This window comes from Aeromonas sp. EU05-FHT14A05, assembly GCF_058791175.1.
On record NZ_JBYTDH010000005.1, the window covers coordinates 58,159 to 77,465 of the forward strand.

Annotated in this window: 18 protein-coding genes; 11 read left to right on the plus strand and 7 right to left on the minus strand. The window is 61.3% G+C overall.

Features of this window, described 5'->3' with window-relative positions:
* Positions 1–156 precede the first annotated feature (156 nt).
* The 3 genes from AC3WR3_RS09045 (at position 157) to AC3WR3_RS09055 (ending at position 4,135) form a co-directional block, all read left to right on the plus strand.
* Positions 157–741 (plus strand): RBBP9/YdeN family alpha/beta hydrolase, encoded by a 585-nt coding sequence (locus AC3WR3_RS09045; protein WP_492291690.1) that lies wholly within the window; start codon positions 157–159, stop codon positions 739–741.
* Between the two features lie 60 nt (positions 742–801).
* Positions 802–2,460 carry a fatty acid--CoA ligase gene (locus tag AC3WR3_RS09050; RefSeq protein WP_492291691.1) on the plus strand — a complete coding sequence of 553 codons (1,659 nt, stop codon included), beginning with the start codon at positions 802–804 and terminating at the stop codon, positions 2,458–2,460.
* A 121-nt stretch (positions 2,461–2,581) separates the two neighbouring features.
* Positions 2,582–4,135 carry a methyl-accepting chemotaxis protein gene (locus tag AC3WR3_RS09055; protein ID WP_492291692.1) on the plus strand — a complete coding sequence of 518 codons (1,554 nt, stop codon included), beginning with the start codon at positions 2,582–2,584 and terminating at the stop codon, positions 4,133–4,135.
* Positions 4,136–4,225: 90 nt separating this feature from the next.
* Here the strand turns inward: AC3WR3_RS09055 and AC3WR3_RS09060 are convergent, their stop codons facing one another.
* On the minus strand, positions 4,226–5,818 hold the full coding sequence (locus tag AC3WR3_RS09060) for an ABC transporter substrate-binding protein (RefSeq protein ID WP_492291693.1): 1,593 nt from the start codon (positions 5,816–5,818) through the stop codon (positions 4,226–4,228).
* Between the two features lie 87 nt (positions 5,819–5,905).
* Between AC3WR3_RS09060 and AC3WR3_RS09065 the strand changes: the two genes are divergently transcribed.
* The 7 genes from AC3WR3_RS09065 (at position 5,906) to AC3WR3_RS09095 (ending at position 11,659) form a co-directional block, all read left to right on the plus strand.
* Complete coding sequence (locus AC3WR3_RS09065; RefSeq protein WP_454009330.1) at positions 5,906–6,550, plus strand: TIGR01621 family pseudouridine synthase; 645 nt, start codon at positions 5,906–5,908, stop codon at positions 6,548–6,550.
* Positions 6,547–7,197, plus strand: a complete 651-nt coding sequence (locus tag AC3WR3_RS09070) for an HAD family hydrolase (protein ID WP_492291694.1) — start codon at positions 6,547–6,549, stop codon at positions 7,195–7,197. Before AC3WR3_RS09065 ends, AC3WR3_RS09070 begins: the two co-directional genes overlap by 4 nt.
* Before the next feature lie 236 nt (positions 7,198–7,433).
* Entirely contained in the window at positions 7,434–8,567 is a 1,134-nt protein-coding gene (gene hppD, locus AC3WR3_RS09075) for a 4-hydroxyphenylpyruvate dioxygenase (RefSeq protein WP_406569421.1), read from the plus strand.
* A 50-nt stretch (positions 8,568–8,617) separates the two neighbouring features.
* The gene (locus AC3WR3_RS09080) at positions 8,618–9,769 is read left to right on the plus strand and encodes a homogentisate 1,2-dioxygenase (RefSeq protein ID WP_492291695.1); all 1,152 of its coding nucleotides are present in this window, start codon (positions 8,618–8,620) and stop codon (positions 9,767–9,769) included.
* A gap of 10 nt (positions 9,770–9,779) precedes the next feature.
* Positions 9,780–10,778, plus strand: a complete 999-nt coding sequence (locus AC3WR3_RS09085; protein ID WP_342058274.1) for a fumarylacetoacetate hydrolase family protein — start codon at positions 9,780–9,782, stop codon at positions 10,776–10,778.
* A 73-nt stretch (positions 10,779–10,851) separates the two neighbouring features.
* Positions 10,852–11,490, plus strand: a complete 639-nt coding sequence (maiA, locus tag AC3WR3_RS09090; protein WP_139439539.1) for a maleylacetoacetate isomerase — start codon at positions 10,852–10,854, stop codon at positions 11,488–11,490.
* A 40-nt stretch (positions 11,491–11,530) separates the two neighbouring features.
* Positions 11,531–11,659: a hypothetical protein gene (locus AC3WR3_RS09095; RefSeq protein ID WP_275066085.1), complete on the plus strand. Its 129-nt coding sequence runs from the start codon at positions 11,531–11,533 to the stop codon at positions 11,657–11,659.
* Between the two features lie 250 nt (positions 11,660–11,909).
* Here the strand turns inward: AC3WR3_RS09095 and AC3WR3_RS09100 are convergent, their stop codons facing one another.
* From AC3WR3_RS09100 to AC3WR3_RS09120, 5 genes are all read right to left on the minus strand, one after another.
* Complete coding sequence (locus AC3WR3_RS09100; protein ID WP_492291696.1) at positions 11,910–12,380, minus strand: hypothetical protein; 471 nt, start codon at positions 12,378–12,380, stop codon at positions 11,910–11,912.
* Positions 12,381–12,590: 210 nt separating this feature from the next.
* Complete coding sequence (locus AC3WR3_RS09105; RefSeq protein ID WP_492291697.1) at positions 12,591–13,430, minus strand: hypothetical protein; 840 nt, start codon at positions 13,428–13,430, stop codon at positions 12,591–12,593.
* 277 nt (positions 13,431–13,707) lie between these two features.
* Entirely contained in the window at positions 13,708–15,372 is a 1,665-nt protein-coding gene (gene asnB / locus AC3WR3_RS09110; protein WP_429160023.1) for an asparagine synthase B, read from the minus strand.
* A 193-nt stretch (positions 15,373–15,565) separates the two neighbouring features.
* Positions 15,566–15,934 carry a cupin domain-containing protein gene (locus tag AC3WR3_RS09115; protein ID WP_429107626.1) on the minus strand — a complete coding sequence of 123 codons (369 nt, stop codon included), beginning with the start codon at positions 15,932–15,934 and terminating at the stop codon, positions 15,566–15,568.
* Positions 15,935–16,048: 114 nt separating this feature from the next.
* Complete coding sequence (locus AC3WR3_RS09120; protein ID WP_005302324.1) at positions 16,049–16,798, minus strand: HAD-IIA family hydrolase; 750 nt, start codon at positions 16,796–16,798, stop codon at positions 16,049–16,051.
* Between the two features lie 201 nt (positions 16,799–16,999).
* On the opposite strand from AC3WR3_RS09120, the gene AC3WR3_RS09125 reads away from it, so the two are divergent.
* A complete protein-coding gene (locus tag AC3WR3_RS09125) occupies positions 17,000–18,019 on the plus strand; it encodes an adenosine deaminase (protein ID WP_492291698.1) in 1,020 nt (339 codons plus the stop codon).
* A gap of 75 nt (positions 18,020–18,094) precedes the next feature.
* Here the strand turns inward: AC3WR3_RS09125 and AC3WR3_RS09130 are convergent, their stop codons facing one another.
* Positions 18,095–19,216 (minus strand): alkene reductase, encoded by a 1,122-nt coding sequence (locus tag AC3WR3_RS09130; RefSeq protein WP_492291699.1) that lies wholly within the window; start codon positions 19,214–19,216, stop codon positions 18,095–18,097.
* Positions 19,217–19,307: the final 91 nt, after the last annotated feature.

The following is a 19,307-nucleotide window of genomic DNA, read 5'->3' on the forward strand; positions in this document are numbered from 1 at the left end:
CGGTTCTATGCAGCCCGGTGGCGCTCACGCCATCAGACTCCTGTCATATAAAGACAACTCCATGGCACCCAAGGTAAAGCAGCCGGTAGCCTGGCACCTTACTGTGGTCCTGATGTCATCCGGCCGTCGCCGGAGCGCCTGAACAGGGGAAGAGAGATGAAGACATTTCAGCCCGAGGCCACAGTACTGATAGTGCCCGGCCTGCGTGACCACGTAGCGGATCACTGGCAGACCCTGCTCGCCGAGCGGCTTGAGAAGGTGGTGACAGTGCCGCCGTTGACCTCGGACAAGCTGAGCTGCCAGGCCAGGGTCGAGGCCATAGCGCAGGCGCTGGCGCGCATCCAGGGCCCGGTGATCCTGGTGGCCCACAGCGCCGGGGTGCTGATGCTGGCTCACTGGGTGGCGCAGCAGGGCGCGGCCCTGCATCGTCACCCCATCCGGGGCGCCCTGCTGGTGACGCCGCCGGATCTGGACGCCAGCTGGCCATCCCATTACCCGAGCCCGCAAGCCATGCAGGCCGGAGGCTGGCACCCGCTGCCCCGCATGAAGATGCCGTTCCCGAGCCTGGTGGTGATGAGCCAAAACGATCCCCTGGCGAGCCCGGCGGCGGTGCGTGCCCTGGCCCAGGACTGGGGGAGCGAGCTGGTGGATGCCGGGACAGTGGGACACCTCAACCCGGCGAGCGGATTTGGCCCCTGGCCCCATGCCGAGGCCTTGCTGCGGCGTCTCGACGCCCGCTAACCCAGATGGCGAGGGGAGACTGGCTCCCCTGCGCCCAGACACGAATCGGAAGGAGTCCGTATGGTGAAGACAAGGATCATACCGCCAGCCCAGGGAGCCCATGCCTATCCCTTGCTGATCAAGAGCCTGCTGTTATCCGGGGTGCGTCAGCACCCGGACCGGGAGATAGTCTATGCAGATCGACTGCGCTATGACTATCGCACCCTCAACCAGCGCATCCACCGCCTCGCCAACCTGCTGACGGCCTCGGGCATAGGGCCGGGGGACACGGTCGCCCTGCTGGACTGGGACAGCCACCGCTCCCTCGAATGCTTCTTCGCCGTGCCCATGATAGGCGCCGTGCTGCACACGGTGAACGTGCGCCTCTCGCCGGAGCAGATCGCCTTCACCATGCACCACGCCGAGGATCATCTGGTGCTGGTTCATGACGACTTCCTGCCCATGATGGAGAGCATCCAGGAGAGGCTGCCCACGGTGCGCGGCTATATCCGGCTGACCGATGGGGAGCTGCCGTCCACCGCACTGCCCCTGCTCGGGGAGTACGAGACGCTCTTGGCCGGGGCGCAGAGTCAGTTCGATTTCCCCGACTTTGACGAGCATTCGGTGGCGACCCTGTTCTACACCACGGGCACCACAGGGGATCCCAAGGGGGTCTATTTCAGCCACCGCCAGCTGGTGCTGCATACCCTCAACGAACTGGGCACCCTGGCGGCCCATGCGGGCCAGTCGCTGCTCTGCTCAGACGATGTCTACATGCCCATCACCCCCATGTTCCACGTCCATGCCTGGGGCGTCCCCTATGTGGCGACCATGCTGGGGGTGAAGCAGGTCTATCCGGGGCGCTACGAGCCGGACAAGCTGGTGCGGCTCTACCGCGACGAGGGGGTGAGCTTTTCCCACTGCGTGCCGACCATCTTGCAGATGATCCTCGACTGCGAGGAGGCAGCAAAGACCTCCCTTGTGGGCTGGAAGATGCTGCTGGGGGGCAGTGCGCTGCCGCTCGGGCTGGCGACCCAGGCTCACCGACAGGGGATACTGGTGCACGCCGGTTACGGCATGTCGGAGACCTGCCCGCTGCTGTGCGTGGTGCACCTCGCTCCCGAGGAGCTGGCACTGCCCATGGCCCAGCAACTGCCGCTGCGGATCCGCACCGGCAAACCCATCGGCCTGGTGGACTTGCGCATCATCGACGAGCAGGGCCGGGCGCTGGCCCACGATGGCCAGACCATGGGGGAGATAGTGGTGCGTGCACCCTGGCTGGCCCAGGGCTACCTGAAAGAGCCGGGCAAGGGGGCCGAGCTCTGGGAAGGGGGCTGGCTGCACACGGGGGACATGGCCTCCATCACCCCGGACGGCACTGTGGAGATCAGGGATCGCATCAAGGATGTGATCAAGACAGGGGGCGAGTGGATAAGCTCGCTGGCGCTGGAGAGCCTCATCAGCGCCCACGCCGCCGTTCATGCGGTGGCCGTGATCGGGGTGCCGGACGAGCAGTGGGGGGAGCGGCCCCTGGCCCTGGTGGTCGGCAAGGAGGGGTCGCATCTGGATGCTCAGGCCATCAAGGCCCACCTGCAGGGGTTCGTCGACAGCGGTCGCATCAATCGCTGGGCCATTCCGCGCCAGATCCACATAGTGCAGGAGATCCCCAGGACCAGTGTCGGCAAGGTGAACAAGAAGCTGATCCGGGAGCGTGAATGCCGCCCGGCGGCGGAAAACTGAGGGCGCCATCATGGATCCAGAGGCCTGTCTCTCAGTCATCCCCACTGCCTGAGGGGCCGCGTTGGCCTGGCTGCCATGGCTTGACTACGCTAACTGAGTTATCAAACAAGAGGCGTGCGCCATGAACAGAACCCAGATTCATCTCGTTGATGAAGAGGTGGATTTTCCGTCCAGTGAACAGTTGGTTTCCACCACGGATCTTCAGGGGGTCATTACTTATGCCAATGACCACTTCTGCCGGGTGGCGGGATACAGCAGGGCAGAGATGATAGGCCAGCACCACAACATGGTGCGCCATCCTGACATGCCCAAGGCGGCCTTCGCCGATCTCTGGGGCAAGCTGAAGCAGGGCAAGCCCTGGCGCGGCATGGTGAAGAACCGCTGCAAGGATGGTCGCTACTACTGGGTGGATGCCTATGTCACCCCCATCTTCGAGCAGGGGCGGATAAGCGGCTACCAGTCGGTGCGCAGCCGCGCCGAGCCCGGGATGAAGGCCGTCGCCGCCCGCACCTACGCCAGGCTGAAGGCGGTGGAGCGGGGGGAGCGCAAGGGGGGCCTGCGTCTGCGCCCCGTGCGCCATGGGGTGGCCATCGCCGGGCTGCTGCTGATGCTGGCGGCGGGCGCCTATCTGACGGGGCCCCTGGGGGCCCTGTTGATGCTGCTGCCGCTCTTGTGGCTCGGCCTCCTCTATCGTCATACCCTCATCACCACCCCCCGTTACCTGAGCCAGCTGGCCGAAGAGTACGACAGCCTGACCCGGCTCATCTACTCGGGGGATGAACCCAGCGCCATTGCCGACTTCCACATCAAGCTGCTGCAGGCCAGGATCCGCACCGTGCTCGGGCGGGTGGACGACGCCACCCTCTCCCTGCAGGATCTGGCGGTCCATCTCAAGACCGCCTCCAGCGAGGCGAGCGCCGACATCGCCGAGCAGGACATCCAGACCCAGCAGGTGGCGACCGCCATCACAGAGATGGCGGCGACGGCCCACGAGATAGCCCGCAACATCCAGGAGACGGACAACCAGATTGCCCAGGCCAAGGTGCATTGCCAGCATACCGACCAGCAGCTGGAGGATACCCAGCACAGGGTCACCGAGCTGGCCACCCAGGCGGAGCACGCCTTCACGGCGGCGGTGGCGCTGGCGGAGGAGTCGGACCGCATCGGGATCCTGATGAGCGAGATCCAGGGCATAGCGGATCAGACCAATCTGCTGGCCCTCAACGCCGCCATAGAGGCGGCCCGGGCGGGAGAGCAGGGGCGCGGCTTCGCCGTGGTGGCGGACGAGGTGCGCACCCTCTCAACCCGGACCCACAAGGCGACCGAGCAGATCCAGGGCAGCATAGGGCAGATCCAGCGCACCCTGAATGGCTGGAAGGGGATGATGCAGCAGAACCTGGAGCAGACCCAGTCCTGCGTGACCCTGACCCGGCAGGGTTCACAGAGCCTGCACCAGGTATTGGCCGAGATAGAGCGGGTGGTGGATCTGTCGACCCAGATCTCGGCGGCGGCGGAGGAGCAGCAGGCGGTGGTGGAGGACATCAGCCGAAACGTCAACGTCATCTCCCAGCACTCCCACGCCAACAGCAACAAGATGCACGACATGGATGCCTCGAGCGACATCCTGCTCACCAAGGCGCGCCAGCTCAAGTCCCTGGGGCAGACCTTCGGCTGACGGCTGCCTCGAGCAAACACAGGATGACAAAAGGCCACCTTAGGGTGGCCTTCTTGCATGGGCGCTGCGGCGGAGTGGGTTAGGCCGCCGTCAGCTCGTCTGCTCAGCCAGCGCAATGAAGCCGCCGCTCTTGTCGCAATACATGGCCCTGTCCGCCTGGATCAGCCACTGCTCCGTGCTCCAGCCCCGCTGGTAGTGGCTGACCCCTATGCTGATCCCGACCTGCATGGCCTGGCCATTGACCACGAAAGGGACCTGCATGGCGTGCCGGATCACCTCGGCCACATCCTGTGCCTGGGCGCTGCTGTAGCCGGGCAGCAGCAGGATGAATTCATCCCCCGCCAGCCGGGCAAAATAGCACTGGTGGCCGATGGCGTCATGGAGCCGGTTGGCCAGCTGGCAGAGGATGGCATCCCCCTGACTGTGGCCGAAGTTGTCATTGATGCGCTTGAAGTCATCGAGATCGCAAAACAGCAGGCAGCCGGGATCCTCGAGTTGAACTTGCTCCTTCAACTGCTCCATCAGGCTCAGGCGATTGGGCAGGCCGGTGAGGGGATCGAGGCGAGCCAGCTGCAGTATCTCCTGCTCGCGCAACTTGCGCAGGGTCACCTCCCGATTGAGCCGCTTGTTGCTGACAAGCAGATAGAGGGAGAGCAGCAGGATGAGGGCGCCGACCCCCAGGCTCAGCAAGAACCAGGGGCGCCAGAAGATCCACTGCGCGGAGGGGGCCTGATAGAGCAAGCGGGTCAGAGGCACCGCCCTCGGAACCAGGCCTATCTCGACCAGCTGCTGCATGATGTGGGCGAAGCGATCCGGATTCATATACCCGATCTCCACATAGAGCGGCTGTATCATCTCCTTGCTCATCTGCAGCTCGTACTCCATGTGGGCCTGACTGCGGTTGACGCCATACTCCTTGCGCAGCAGGTCGATGGCCTCCGCCGGGTGGGCGAGGGCGTAGCGCCACCCCTTGAGGCTGGCGGCCCGGAACTTTGCCACCCGCTCCGGGTTGACGCGCTCCTCGTTCTGGGTGGTGAACAGGATGTCGCTGTAAAAATCGATGCCGTAGTTGCGCGGATTGATGACGGAGACCGAGATGCCGCGCTCCTCCAGATAGAAGGGCTCGTTGCTGAGATAGGCGTTGAAGATGTCGATCTTGCCCGCGATCAGATCGTCTATGTTGACCGAGGTGGGCACAGGGATGAGCTGGCGTTCGTGCAGCCCCTGATAGTAGAGGGTGGCGAGCAGTTCGGCATCCTGATGGCCGGGGAACATCATGATCCGTTTGCCACGCATGTCAGCAACGGTGAGAATGCCGCTGTCGCGACGGGCCAGGAAGATGGAGGGGGAGTGCTGATAGACGCTGGCGAGGGCCAGCAGGGGTTCGCCATTGGCGTAGCTGGTGAGCACCTCTGTGTTGCCGACGCCAAAGTCGGCGCGCCCGCTGAGCACTTCCTGGACCGGGCTTATCCCCTTGCCGCCTGGCCTTATCTCGACATCCAGTCCGGCATCGGCATAGTACCCCTTCGCCTTGGCCATGTGATAGCCCACGAACTGGGGTTGATGCAGCCAGCGCAACTGCAAGACGACCCGATCCGGAGGCTCATGGGGACGGTCACTTGCCAGGACAGGGGAAGCATAACTGGCGCCAAGCAGTAGCAGCCAAAACAAGTATCTCTTCATCCGTGCGATTCTTGTGCTGAGGATCCATGGGGTGGCCAGCAGGCCCGCATTCAACTTGTTAACAAATCACATTCTAAAGGGTTATAGATGTACCGGATACAGTTGCAGCACAAAGATTTCATGGTGATCAACAAGGGCCCTGGCCTTGGCATGCACGACGAGGGGGGTGAGCCCGGGCTCGTCAATCGGGTCAAGATGGATACCGGCCTCGAACTCTATCCGGTCCATCGCCTCGACAAGATGACCTCGGGACTGGTGCTGCTGGCCCGCACCCCGGAGGCGAACCGCGCACTCAGCATGGCCTTTGCCGCCCGGGAGGTGAGCAAGCAGTATCTGGCCCTCTCCGATCGCAAGCCGAAGAAGAAGCAGGGGTGGATCAAGGGGGACATGGAGAAAGGGCGTGGCGGCAGCTGGATGCTGGCCCGCACCCAGGAGAACCCGGCCATCAGCTGGTTCGATTCTGTCTCGGTGCGGGAGGGGCTGCGGCTCTATCGCATCAAGCCCCGGACCGGCAAGACCCACCAGATCCGGGTTGCCTTGAAAAGCGTGGGGGCCCCCATCCTCGGGGATGTGCGCTACGGTGGCACGGCCGCCGATCGCGGCTATCTGCACGCCTGGCGCCTGCAGTTTACCCTGGCGGGGGAGGACTTCGACCTCGTCTGCCCGCCGGATGAGGGGGCGCTGTTCCTCCTGCCCGAGCTGCACACCGCCATCGCGGGATTGGGCGAATGACCAGCTCCCGCGCGGCGCCCGGCTCGGGCTGGATCCTGGCCGATTTTGACGACACCCTGGCGCCCGGGGACAGTCACGCCGGCCTGCTGCGCTTCATCCTGCGCCGGCGCCGCTGGCCACTGCTGCTGCTGCCGGTGATCGCACTGGGTAGCCTGGTGTATCTGGTGCCCAGCCTGCGCCGTCAGGGGATCTCGCTTATCTGGTGGGCCATCACCCTGGGGCTCTCGCCGCCGGGCTGGCGCCAGCTGGTGCGGGCCTATTGCCACACACGGCCCGGGCTCTTTCGGGAGGCCCGCTCCCTGCTGATGGCCGAAAGGGCGCGCTGCTGGGTCATCTCCGCCAGCCCCCGGGCCCTGGTCCGAGCCCAGCTCCATCGACAGCTGCCAAGGCTTCCCCATCGCATCACAGGCTCGCGGATGGGCTATCGCCTTGGCGGCCTGGTGCCGCGTTTTTATTGCCACGGCCGGCACAAGATCCTGCCCGAGATCCGCGCCCTCAGGGTGACGCTGGCCTTGAGTGACAGCCTGCACGACTTGCCGCTGCTGGTGCTGGGGCAGCAGGCCTGGCTCATCAACCCCGACGTCCGCCGGCTGCAACAGGCCAGGCTCCAGCTGCCCCATCTCGAGGTGAAAAACTGGCGGCTGTAAGGCAAAGCTGACAGCCCGGCGGTGCGCCGTGGGGCTGTCTGCAAGGCCCAGACTGCAATGTCACAATCTATTTACATCTTTTGGCGCTGACCCTCGCCAAACTATCTGAAACCCGCCTCTTCTCTTCTGCTCCGCCCCTGCCTCTAATGAAACAAGTTGTTAACAACGCCGTCCGGGCTGCCTGTCTAGCCTTCCCGGCGTGACCCGTTTCGTTATCAGTCCATCGCAAGGAGCGCATCATGACGACCTCTTCTTCCCCTTCTCGCACCATCAATCCCCTCGGCACCGATGGGTTCGAATTCGTCGAGTACACGGCCCCGGATCTCAAGGGCATTGCCGCCCTCAAGGCGCTGTTCGTTTCTCTTGGCTTTGCCGAGGTGGCCAGGCACAAGCACAAGCAGTGCTGGCTCTACCGCCAGGGGGACATCAATTTTGTGGTCAACGCCGAGCCTCACTCCCAGGCGGAGCAGTTCGCCAGCCTGCACGGGCCCAGCGTCTGCGGCATGGCATTTCGGGTGGCGGATGCGGGCCGTGCCCAGCAGTACGCCATCGCCAAGGGGGCCAAGCCCTTCGTCGGCAAGATAGGGCCCATGGAGCTCAACATCCCCGCCATCTACGGCATCGGCGAGAGCACCCTCTCCTTTGTCGACCGCTACGGCGAGCAGGGCTCCATCTACGACGTGGACTTCGTCTTTTACCCCGACTGGCAGGCGCGCATGGCCGAGGTGGATGCGGGGCTCTACGAGATCGATCACCTGACCCACAACGTCCATCGCGGCAACATGGACGTCTGGTCCAACTTCTACGAGCGGATCGGCAACTTCCGGGAAATTCGCTACTTCGACATCGAAGGCAAGCTGACCGGCCTGCATTCCCGCGCCATGACGGCCCCCTGCGGCAAAATTCGCATCCCCATCAACGAGTCCTCAGACGACAAGTCCCAGATCGAGGAGTACCTGCGCCAGTACAAGGGGGAGGGGATACAGCACATAGCCCTCGCCTCCCGCGACATCTACCAGACCATCCGCACCCTGCGTGGTCGCGGCACCGGCTTTATGCCGACCCCGGACACCTACTACGAGAAGGTGAACAGCCGGGTGGAGGGGCATCAGGAGGATCTGGAGGCGCTCAAGGCACTGCGCATCCTGATCGACGGCTCGCCGACGAAAGATGGGATCCTGCTGCAGATCTTCACCGACACCGTCATAGGCCCGGTGTTCTTCGAGATCATCCAGCGCAAGGGCAACGAGGGATTTGGCGAGGGCAACTTCCAGGCACTGTTCGAATCCATTGAACTGGATCAGATCCGTCGTGGGGTGCTGAGCGGGGCCGAGCAGGGCGAGAGAAAGGGAGAGCCGAGCGATGCGTAACCATATGGGCGATCGCCGGCCGGTATCTATGTCATGGGAGACACACAGCCATGCGTAACTGGATAAGTTTTCCCCACCGGGAGGGGACCCACTCCCGCCAGGCCCACGCCGATCTGCCCGAGCAGGCCATCTACGAGCGCGAGCTCGGGCGCTCCGGCTTCTTCGGCCCCGCCACCCACATGCACCACAAGCATGCCCCCACCGACTGGAGCCACTGGGAGGGGCCGCTGCGGCCGCGGGCGTTCGACTTGAATGAGCTGCAGGAGGAGGTGAGCTCCCTCTCCCCCTGGGTGATGCCGGATCTGCTCAGCAACCCCCACTGCCGCTACCGGATGTGGCGCCTGACCGAGAGAATGCCGTTTCTGGTGCGCAACGCCGACGGCGACGAGCTCTTGTTCATCCACGAGGGGGGCGGGGAGTTCTTCTGCGACTACGGCCATCTCACCCTGCGGGACGGGGACTACCTGGTGATCCCCCGCGGCACCATGTGGCGCATCGAGCCGACGGCGCCGCTGTTCATCCTGATGATAGAGGCGACCGAGGACAGCTATCAGCTGCCGGACAAGGGGCTGGTGGGCAACCACGCCATCTTCGATCCGGCGGCCCTTGACGTGCCCGCCATCAACGAGCGCTTCCTGGCCCAGCAGGACGAGGATCCCTGGTCGCTGCAAGTCAAGCGCCACGATCAGGTCTCTGTCATCACCTGGCCCTTCAACCCCCTGGATGCCCAGGGCTGGCACGGGGACTTGTGCGTGGTGCGCCTCAACTGGCGGGACATCCGCCCCCTGATGAGCCACCGCTACCATCTGCCGCCGTCGGCCCACTCCACCTTCGTGGCGAGCCGCTTCGTCATCTGCACCTTCGTGCCGCGCCCCATAGAGAGCGATCCCGGGGCGCTGCGGGTGCCCTTCTATCACAGCAACGACGATTTTGACGAGGTGCTCTTCTACCACGCCGGGGACTTCTTCAGCCGGGACAACATAGAGCGGGGCATGGTCACCTTCCACCCCGCCGGCTTCACTCACGGTCCCCATCCCAAGGCCTTTGCGGCGGGGCAGGCCCACGCCAAGACCTTCACCGACGAGGTGGCCGTGATGCTCGACACCCGGGATGCCCTGGGAGTCGGCCAGATCTGCGAGGGGATAGAGAATCCCCACTATGTGTCCAGCTGGCAGCGGCCAGACGGCACCCCCGGCAAATAAGGAATTCGATATGAAATTGGCAACCTTGAACAATGGCAAGCGCGATGGCGCCCTAGTGGTGGTCAGCCGGGATCTGACCCGGGCGGTGGCCGTGGCCGACATAGCCCCCACCCTGCAAGGGGCGCTGGACGAGTGGAGCGATCTCGCCCCCCGGCTGACCGCCGTCTATCAGGCCCTCAACGACGGCGCCTGCCCCGATGCCTTCCCCTTCGATGAGACGGCCTGTCTCTCCCCGCTGCCCCGCGCCTACCAGTGGGCCGACGGCAGCGCCTACGTCAACCACGTGGAGCTGGTGCGCAAGGCGCGCGGCGCCGAGATGCCCGAGAGTTTCTGGCACGATCCCCTGATGTACCAGGGGGGCTCCGACAGCTTCCTCGCCCCCCGCGGCCCCATCGTCATGGGGTCGGAGGAGTGGGGCATCGACTTTGAATCTGAGGTGGCCGTCATCACCGACGACGTGCCCATGGGCACCTGCGCGCAGAAGGCCGAGGAGCACGTCAAGCTGCTGATGCTGGTCAACGATGTGAGTCTGCGCAACCTCATTCCCGGGGAACTCGCCAAGGGCTTTGGCTTCTTCCAGTCCAAACCCTCCAGCAGCTTCTCGCCGGTGGCCATCACCCCGGACGAGCTCGGCGGCGACTGGCGGCAGGGCAAGGTGCATCTGCCCCTGGTGACCCAGCTCAACGGCGCCCTGTTCGGGGAGCCGGATGCAGGGCTGGACATGACCTTCAACTTCTTCGAGCTGATCGCCCACGCGGCCAGGACCAGACCCCTTGGCGCTGGCTGCATCATAGGCTCGGGCACCGTCTCCAACTACGACAGAAGCCGGGGATCCTCCTGCCTCGCCGAGCGGCGGATGCTGGAAATTATCGAGTCAGGTCAAGCCACTACACCCTTTCTTCGCTTTGGTGATACAGTGTCCATCGCGATGCAGGATCGCAACGGGATGAGTCTGTTTGGCACCATTTTGCAACGGGTCACGCAAGGGGGCGCCAGTCAGACGAGCTAGCAAGGCTTGGGCCGGCCAAGGTCGGCCAGGCGACACGGCAGGTGGCGCACACCTGCCACCATAGGGACATAATATGCTGCAGTTGTTTGGATATTGGCGTTCATCGGCCAGCTTTCGCGTACGTCTGGTGCTGCAACTCAAGGGACTTGGTTATGAGCAGCACCCGGTCAATCTGAGACAGGGTGAGCAGAAAGAGAAGGCCTATCGCCGGGTCAATCCCCAGGGGCTTGTGCCTTTTCTCATCGACGGGGATGTGCAGCTGGGTCAGTCGGTGGCCATCATGGAGTACCTCGACGAGACCTATCCGGCCTACCCCCTGATGCCCTCCGCTCCCGAGGAGCGGGCCAGGGTGCGCCAGATAGTCAACATGATCGCCTGCGACACTCACCCCCTCAACAACCTGAGGGTGCTGAACTACCTGGAGCAGGAGCTGGGGCAGGGCAAGACGGCGCGCGATGCCTGGTATCGCCACTGGATTGACGAGACCTTCACCGCCCTGGAGCAGTTGTTGATGACCACCGCCGGCGTCTATTGCGTGGGCAACGAGGTGACCCTGGCGGACTGCATGCTGGTGCCCCAGGTCTATAACGCCCGCCGCTTCAACATGACGCTGGACGACTACCCCACCATCGCGCGCATCGTCGCCAACTGCGAGCAGTTGCAGGCCTTTATCAAGGCGGCTCCCGCCAATCAGCCGGATGCGCAGCCATAACTATTATTTCCACGTAAACCACTGTTAGAGGGAGTTAATGATGGGAATCAAACCTGGTCCGAAAAGAAAAAATGAAGACGGAACACCAGATAAGCGGCAACGGGTTACACCTGAAAAGCAAAAGGAACATCCTGCACTCAGGCCGCACAAGCATAAACCGGGTGAATGATATTCGAGATACGAATGTTGGGCTTTGTTTTGGAAGCCCAACATATATGACCTGACGCAGGGCGATTCCCCCATCATCAATCACATCGCGCCAACTACAGGCCTTTATCAAGGCTTCACCAGAGCAGCAACAGGATGTACAGAGAATGTTCCGTGGGACCGCGTAACTCGGATGTCGGGGTGGGGGGGCGAAGCCAGATACACCTCGCTGCAATATGTTTTCATATATAAAAATATATTTCAGCTAATTGTTAATCGGGCTTGTCTGCTTTATCAGGTTTTGGTGGTGCAATCTGGGTCTTCCTTTTCAAAAGATAACTTACAGTGGCGCCATAACAAAAGGCCATTATGGCAAACATAATGGTTATTATGAAGTAACCTTTCGTTGAGTTATTATCTTCAGTAGTGGAAAATGCGATAAATGTTGCAAGGGCAAGCATCACACCACTTATGCTACTTCCAAAGAAGTAAATGGTTTTTGGAAGTTCAAAAAGAATTTCATCAATGAGTTCATTGACCAACTCACTGTCCGTCAATTTCTGAACTGTGGTAAAACAGCCAATAACAAACAAGATAGCTGAAAAAGTTAACAATAGTTCTTTTAAACTGCCATTGTTTATTTTAGTAGCAGCAAGTTCAGCTAGGGCTTTTTCATCAGATAAGAGACTGCTAGTCAACACAGCTACAAAGAAAAATACTAAAATCTGAGATGTGAAGACCACAAACTCTTTGATGAGAAACTGTTTTTTGTTTGTTTGGGTTTGTCAATGCTATCCATCGTATCCTCTTGGCTAAAGCCAAATTGTGTTCATGGGAAGGGGCCTGCGTTGTTCTATATCAGTAAAGGCTAATCATATTAGCTATGAAACTTACTTGTTGGTAGATATGCTTCACCTGTTTGTGAGGCATGGCGCCTTACTCTTGAAATTATTTCACCAAAGGCCATTGATCCAGACAGGAATAGATACAAATGGCTGGCATCCATAATTATTAAAGTTGTCTTGCTTCCAGGATGCCTCAGAGATCGCCACATTACTGTAGCCGCTGATTGAAATCATTATTCCCATTGTGTTATCGGCCATTTTATTGACTTTCGCTTTAAGCGAATCAATGTCTGTGGCTCCTGACTGATCTTTTGTGAACTTTAATTCTACAAGGTAGGTGGTGCCTTCATGTGTTAAAGATCCATCAATTTGCCTTCCGTCAGTTTTATATGGCCTTCTATTAGGTATTTCACAATAATCAAGCAATTGGTAAAACCAGTCTTCAAATGCGTAGCCACCTTCTTGAGTACCTACATTCGGGTGCATTGCATCAAGATGCTGTTGAAGTTTCGTTTTGTCGGTTAGAGATCGTTGAATACGCTCTCTTTCAACTCGGGCACGCTGCTGAGTTTCTTCGCGCTCCCTCTCATGTTTAATCTCTTCATCTTGCTTTTTCAAATAAGCTTTGAGCTCTTGAACTGCTTTGCTAGCATCTTGAATTTTTTGAGTAGAGTCTTCCCAGTTTCTAAGATCGGGGAATGTAGATTGCTCTGACAAGCTTCTTGCCATTTGATAAATTACCGCATTGCCTTTGTCTGTAGTTTGTAATTTTTGGAAAAGACGGTCCAGTAAGTCACGTTTTGACTCATCTTCTGACCACGTAGCGACAAAGTTACTAGCGACATGTGATGCAATGAGAAATTTCCGAAGGGCATTCTTACGCCAATAAGACTTGAGTACAGCTTCGTAAGTTAGCTCGATCAAGCGGGGTGTGATTTTTGTAGCCAAATCGGTACTTCCTCATAAAATAATCTGCGATTTTTAGACTAACAGGTTATGTTCATCAAACCTGTATTCTCAGGGTCAATAGATGTGAGGCGTATTTTACGGAGCCGGAAGGCATCGAACCATCCGTTTAATAAGACAATCATCACAGAAATTTTCTTTTTACATTGGCATAAATCCTGATTTATTTATGGCTAACACCAGATGTTTAGAAAAAAAGCCCCTCGTGAGGGGCTTTTCTGATGCTGGCAGCTAGGCCTACAGGCTGTCCGTCAACGGATCAGTAGCTCTGCTGGTGGACGTCCATCACGGCGCGGCCTGAGGGGTCGGCCATCTCCTTGAACTTGGCATCCCACTCCAATGCGGTCGGGGTGGAGCAGGCGACCGACTTGCCGTAGGGCACGGTGCGGGCGGCGGACTCCAGCGGGAAGTGCTCGTCGAAGATGGCGCGGTAGAAGTAGGCCTCCTTGGTGAGCGGGGTGTTGATGGGGAAGCGGAATGCGGCCGCCTCGAACATCTGATCCGTCACTTCGGTCTCGACCATGGCTTTGAGGCTGTCAATCCAGGAGTAGCCCACGCCGTCGGAGAACTGCTCCTTCTGACGCCATGCCACCTCGTGGGGCAGCAGCTCCTCGAAGGCTTCCCGCAGTATGTGCTTCTCGATCTTGCCGTTGCCGCACATCTTGTCGGCGGGCTGCAGGCGCATAGCCACGTCCATGAACTCCTTGTCGAGGAAGGGCACGCGGCCCTCCACGCCCCAGGCGGCCATGGATTTGTTGGCCCGCAGGCAGTCATACAGATGCAGGGAGGCGAGCTTGCGCACGTTCTCCTCGTGGAACTCGCGGGCGTTGGGGGCCTTGTGGAAGTAGAGGTAGCCGCCGAACAGTTCGTCGGAGCCTTCCCCCGAGAGCACCATCTTGATCCCCATCGCCTTGATGTAGCGGGCCATCAGGTACATGGGGGTGGAGGCGCGTATGGTGGTGACGTCATAGGTCTCGAGGTGATAGATGACGTCCCGCAGGGCATCCAGCCCTTCCTGCACGGTGAAGTGGATCTGGTGGTGTATGGTGCCGAGGTGATCGGCCACCTTGCGGGCGGCGGCAAGGTCAGGCGAGCCTTCCAGGCCGACGGCGAAGGAGTGCAGCTGGGGCCACCAGGCTTCGCTCTTGCCATCGTCCTCTACCCGGCGGGCGGCATAGAGCTTGGTGATGGCGGAGATGACGGAGGAGTCCAGACCGCCGGAGAGCAGCACGCCGTAGGGCACGTCACACATCAGCTGGCGCTTGACCGCCGCTTCCAGGGCGGCTTTCAGCTCGGCCTTGTCGCTGACATTGTGCTCGACCGCGCCGTACTCCATCCAGTCGCGCTTGTACCACTGCTTGAGCTCGCCATCCTTGCTCCAGAGGTAATGTCCGGGCGGGAAGGTCTCGACGCTCTTGCACACCGGCACCAGGGCCTTCATCTCGGAGGCGACATAGAAGTTGCCGTGCTCGTCGCGGCCGGTATAGAGGGGGATGATCCCCATGTGGTCGCGGCCAATCAGGTAGGCATCCTGCTCGGCGTCATAGAGGATGAAGGCGAAGATGCCGTTGAGATCGTCCAGGAAGGCGGGGCCCTTCTCCTTGTAGAGGGCGAGCAGCACCTCGCAGTCGGAGTGGGTCTGGAACTTGAAGTCGACCTTGAGGTGCTTCTCGAGTTCCTTGTGGTTGTAGATCTCGCCGTTGACGGCCAATACGTGAGTGCGCTCGGGGTTGTAGAGCGGCTGGGCGCCATTGCCCGGATCGACGATGGCCAGGCGCTCGTGCACCAGGATGGCCTTGTCGGAGCTGTAGACGCCAGACCAGTCAGGCCCGCGGTGACGCAGTCGCTTGGACATCTCCAGGGCCGATTTGCGCAAGGTGGCGGAGTCGGTCTTGATGTCCAGAATGCCGAAAATAGAACACATTGGCGGTAATCCTCTTGATTTTTATATGAGCCCCCCACGTTCGGGCTCGAAATTCCATTTACATTCCTCGCCAATCACAATGCCTAGCGCAAAAACCTTTTGCAAGCGGGAAAACCGCACAAAATCATGCCGCCAACGTCAAGTCGGCGGGTGAGAATGGTGTCGACAACGAGGGGCTTGCTTGACGTGCGCGTCAGGTCGCGGCGGGTTCGAAGATCACATAGAGCTTGCGGCAGGCCACCAGGGTCTCCCACTCGCCGACGAAGCCCGCCGGGATGACGAACTGATCCCCCGGCTTGAGGTGCAGCTCGCCCCCCTGGCCGTCGTGGATCCGCGCCTCGCCCTCCAGCAACTGGCAGTATTCGTGCTCTGTGTAGCGCACGGCCCAGCGCCCCGGCTCGCAGGCCCAGAAGCCCACGTGAAACTGCTGGCTGGGGTCCGAATAGTGGTTCCAGAGGGTCTGGCTCGGGTTGCCGGCCCGGATCCGCTCGGGGGCGGGCATCAGCGGGGTGGGGGAGACGGGGTGCTGGTCCAGCAGGATCCAGTCGTTCAGGCTCTTCATGGTGCGTCCTTGGGGTGGCGAGGGGAGCGTCCTGCTCCCGTTTAGTTTGTTTAACAATGTTGCGCTTACGTTAAACGATGTGCGCCACCTTGCCAAGGGGGCCAAGGAAGGGGATCAGACGATATCGATGTCCACCACGGAGTCGAAGATGTGATTCGGTCTGAACGGCATGCGGTCGATGTCCGCCACCTTGCTCACCCCGGAGAGCACCAGCACCGTCTCGAGGCCAGCCTGGAAGCCCGCCAGTATGTCGGTGCGCAGGTTGTCGCCGATGATGATGGTGTCGTCGGAGTGGGCCTCCATCCGGTTCAGGGCCGCGCGAATGATCCAGGCGCTCGGCTTGCCGACGTAGAAGGGCTTCTTGCCGGTCATCCGCTCGATGGGGGCGCAGAGGGCGCCACAGGCCGGGTGCATCATGGGGCCATGGGTGTCGGGGTTGGTGGCGATGAAGCGGGCCCCCTGATCCACGAATTTGGCCCCCAGCTGCATCATGGTCCAGTTGTAGTTGCGGGTCTCCCCCACCACCACGAAGTCGGGGTCGATGTCGGTGATGGTGAAGCCGGCCTTGTAGAGCTCGTGGGTCAGGGCCCCTTCGCCAATCACATAGGCCTTCTTGCCATCCTGGCGCTTGAGAAAGTCGGCGGTGCCCATGGCGGAGGTATAGAAGCACTCCTCCGGCACCTCGATCCCGGCGGAGCGGAAGCGGTTTTGCAGATCTTTCTGGGTCTGGGCCGGGTAGTTGGTGAGGAACAAGAGCTTGCTGCCCTGCTCCAGCAGGCGATGGACGAAACGGTCGGCGCCGGGCACCAGATCGTTGTTGTGCAGGATGACGCCGTCGATATCACAGATGACGCTTTTCTTCATGGAAACTCCTTGTAGGGGGAGGTGGTTGCCAACCTCGAATGTCTTCAATCACTTATGGCTTTTTTGTGCCGCCATTATAAGGCGCTTTGATGACAAGTCTCCCCCGGCGCGCCAGATGGGTGCACAATGACTGCAGAGGGAGGGCGCCGCTGGCGCCTGGACTTGCCTTAACCATCAGGCGCTGACGATGGAGCCGTCATCATGGAGAACTTTATTGCCGGCTTGCCCAAGCTGGAGTTGCACCTGCATATCGAGGGCACCCTGGAGCCCGAACTGCTGTTTGCCCTTGGCCAGCGCAACGGGGTGACCCTGCCCTGGCCCGACGTCGAGAGCCTGCGGGCCGCCTATGAGTTCGACTGCCTGCAATCCTTTCTCGATCTCTACTACCTGGGGGCCAGCGTGCTGGTCACCGAGCAGGACTTCTTCGACCTCACCTGGGCCTATCTGGAACGCTGCGCCGCCGACAAGGTGGTGCACGTGGAGATCTTCTTCGATCCCCAGACCCACAGTGCCCGCGGCATTCCCTTCGAGACGGTGCTCGGCGGCATAGAGCGGGCATTGCAGCAGGGGGAGCGGCAGCTTGGCATCAGCTGGCGACTCATCATGAGCTTCTTGCGCCACCTGAGCGAAGAGGATGCCTTCGCCACCCTGCGCGAGGCCGAGCCTTATCTGGCCCGGCTGCACGGGGTCGGCCTCGATTCGAGCGAGCTCGGCAATCCGCCAGGCAAGTTTGCCCGTGTCTTCGCCCGGGCGAGGGAGCTGGGACTGCCTGTGGTGGCCCATGCGGGGGAGGAGGGACCGGCGGCCTACATCTGGCAGACCATCCAGGAGCTGCAGGTCAGACGCATCGATCACGGGGTGCACTGCGCCGAGGATCCCGAGCTGGTGCGCTTCCTGGCCGATACCCGGCTGCCGCTCACCGTCTGCCCCCTCTCCAACGTACGGCTCAGGGTGTTTGACACCATGGCGGATCACAACGTGCTGACCCTGCTGGAGCAGGGGCTCTGCGTCACCATCAACTCCGACGATCCCGCCTATTTTGGCGGCTACATGGGGGCCAACTTCCAGGCCCTGGCCGACGGGCTCGGCGCCACGCGGGAGCAGCTCTGCCGTCTCTCCCTCAATGGGGTGGAGGCGAGCTGGCTGAGCCTTGCCGACAAGGTGAGGCTGACCCAGGAGATCAGGGGCTATGGTGCCTGCCACGGGGTGGCTCTCTACTAGCGCCGGATGTTCAACAACAACGCGCCCGCCGATAAGGGCGGGCGCGTGGCACCGAGGCCAGGCTGGTTGCCAGTCTCAGGCAGGCTGTGACGCTGTCTCGGCCTGATAGACGGGGTAGTCGATGAGCCCCTGCTCGCCGCCGCCAAACAGGGTGGCGGGATCGTGGGGCGCAAAGGGATAGCCGTGGCGCAGCCGGTTCGGCAAGTCGGGGTTCGCCACGAAGGGGCGACCGAAGCCAATCAGGTCGGCCCAGCCCGCCTGCAGCGCGGCTCTGGCCCGCTCGCCGTCATATTTTCCCGCATAGATGAGGGTGTTGGGGAAGGCGTCCCGCAGCCCCTGCTTGAAGCCCTCCGCCATCAGGGGGGCATCGTCCCAGTCCGCCTCGGCGATATGCAGGTAGACGATGCCTATTTCCCCCAGCAGCTTCGCGGCAGCCAGATAGGTCTCCTGCGGGTTCGCATCCACTGTGCCGTTGAGGGTGGTGAGTGGCGCGAGGCGCACCCCAACCCGATCGGCCCCGATCTCGTCACTGACCGCCTCGGTCACCTCTTTGAGGAAACGCAGCCGGTTCTCCAGGGATCCGCCGTAGTTGTCGGTGCGGGCGTTGGACTCGGAGTCGAGGAACTGGTTGATGAGGTAGCCGTTGGCGGCGTGCAGCTCGATGCCGTCAAAGCCAGCCTCCATGGCATTGCGGGCGGCCTGGCGGAACTGACCCACCACGGCGTCGATGTCGGCCTGGGTCATGGCGCTGGGAGTGACCGTCTCCACAAAGCCGGGAGCATCGCTGCCGTTGTCGACAAACACTTTCACCCCTTCGGCCTTGATGGCGGACGAGGAGATGGGCTGGGCGCCGCCTATGTTGTCCGGGTGGGTGACCCGACCCACGTGCCAGAGCTGGGCAAACATGATGCCCCCCCTGGCGTGCACCGCATCGGTCACCTGCTTCCAGCCGGCCACCTGCTCGGCGCTGTGGATCCCCGGGGTCCAGGCATAGCCCTTGCCCAGGGGATCTATCTGGGTGCCCTCGCCGATGATGAGGCCGGCGCCCGCGCGCTGGGCATAATAGGTAGCCATCATGGCGTTGGCCACGTCACCGGGCTGGCTGGCGCGGGAGCGGGTCATGGGCGGCATGACGATGCGGTTGGAGAGGTGCAACTGGCCGAGGCGAAGGGGGCAGAACAGGGGATCGTGGTGCATGGTGAATTCCTCGTGTTGAGATGGAGGATACTCTAGAGGGGATTGTCATTGTGAAAAAGAGGGGTAATTGCAGAAGAGAATTGCCATTGGC

Bases quoted from the DNA above. Each gene is read 5' to 3' on its own strand.
- AC3WR3_RS09045 (WP_492291690.1), top strand. From the start codon at position 157: ATGAAGACATTTCAGCCCGAGGCCACAGTACTGATAGTGCCCGGCCTG.
- maiA (WP_139439539.1), top strand. From the start codon at position 10,852: ATGCTGCAGTTGTTTGGATATTGGCGTTCATCGGCCAGCTTTCGCGTA.
- AC3WR3_RS09085 (WP_342058274.1), top strand. From the start codon at position 9,780: ATGAAATTGGCAACCTTGAACAATGGCAAGCGCGATGGCGCCCTAGTG.
- AC3WR3_RS09115 (WP_429107626.1), bottom strand. From the start codon at position 15,934: ATGAAGAGCCTGAACGACTGGATCCTGCTGGACCAGCACCCCGTCTCC.
- AC3WR3_RS09130 (WP_492291699.1), bottom strand. From the start codon at position 19,216: ATGCACCACGATCCCCTGTTCTGCCCCCTTCGCCTCGGCCAGTTGCAC.
- AC3WR3_RS09070 (WP_492291694.1), top strand. From the start codon at position 6,547: ATGACCAGCTCCCGCGCGGCGCCCGGCTCGGGCTGGATCCTGGCCGAT.
- AC3WR3_RS09050 (WP_492291691.1), top strand. From the start codon at position 802: ATGGTGAAGACAAGGATCATACCGCCAGCCCAGGGAGCCCATGCCTAT.
- AC3WR3_RS09065 (WP_454009330.1), top strand. From the start codon at position 5,906: ATGTACCGGATACAGTTGCAGCACAAAGATTTCATGGTGATCAACAAG.
- AC3WR3_RS09095 (WP_275066085.1), top strand. From the start codon at position 11,531: ATGGGAATCAAACCTGGTCCGAAAAGAAAAAATGAAGACGGAACACCA.
- AC3WR3_RS09080 (WP_492291695.1), top strand. From the start codon at position 8,618: ATGCGTAACTGGATAAGTTTTCCCCACCGGGAGGGGACCCACTCCCGC.
- asnB (WP_429160023.1), bottom strand. From the start codon at position 15,372: ATGTGTTCTATTTTCGGCATTCTGGACATCAAGACCGACTCCGCCACC.
- AC3WR3_RS09125 (WP_492291698.1), top strand. From the start codon at position 17,000: ATGGAGAACTTTATTGCCGGCTTGCCCAAGCTGGAGTTGCACCTGCAT.
- AC3WR3_RS09120 (WP_005302324.1), bottom strand. From the start codon at position 16,798: ATGAAGAAAAGCGTCATCTGTGATATCGACGGCGTCATCCTGCACAAC.
- AC3WR3_RS09060 (WP_492291693.1), bottom strand. From the start codon at position 5,818: ATGAAGAGATACTTGTTTTGGCTGCTACTGCTTGGCGCCAGTTATGCT.
- AC3WR3_RS09055 (WP_492291692.1), top strand. From the start codon at position 2,582: ATGAACAGAACCCAGATTCATCTCGTTGATGAAGAGGTGGATTTTCCG.